General features: G+C 60.2%; 1 protein-coding gene. It reads right to left on the reverse strand.

Annotation, left to right across the window (positions count from 1 at the left end; translation table 11 throughout):
• The coding region (locus DQG23_RS41670; RefSeq protein WP_202866035.1) for an aminotransferase class I/II-fold pyridoxal phosphate-dependent enzyme at nt 1–470 on the reverse strand (470 nt) is incomplete at both ends.

Genomic DNA, 470 nt, shown 5'->3' on the forward strand with positions numbered 1-470 from the left:
CGGATATTATGCTTCTTGGCGAACGCCATGACCGGGTCCATATCGACCGGATGGCCGAGAATCGAGACGGCGATGATCGCTTTCACCTCGTCGTCATACACGCGCTCCAGGTCGCTTGCGTCCATATTCAGGCTTTCATCCACATCGACGTATACCGGCACCGCTCCCGCACAAACGACCGCTCCCGCCGTCGCAATAAACGTAACGGCCGGCACGATCACTTTATCGCCGTAGCCGATACCGAGCGCTTTCAGCGCAACCACGAGCGCCGCCGTACAAGACGTCACGCCGAGCACGTAAGGCACCCCCAGCTTCTCGGCCATCTCGTTCTCGAGCTGCTCGACCTTTTTCTGCACGTCCGCGCCGTAATAACGAAACGGGGATTGCGCTTCGATGACTTTCGCAAGCGCCGCGGCTTCCTCCGGTCCCATAACCGTCGCGCCCGGATAATTCGGCGGCAGCGGCTTGCT

The sequence above is a fragment of the Paenibacillus contaminans genome (assembly GCF_003285015.1).
Lineage (GTDB): Bacteria > Bacillota > Bacilli > Paenibacillales > NBRC-103111 > Paenibacillus_V > Paenibacillus_V contaminans.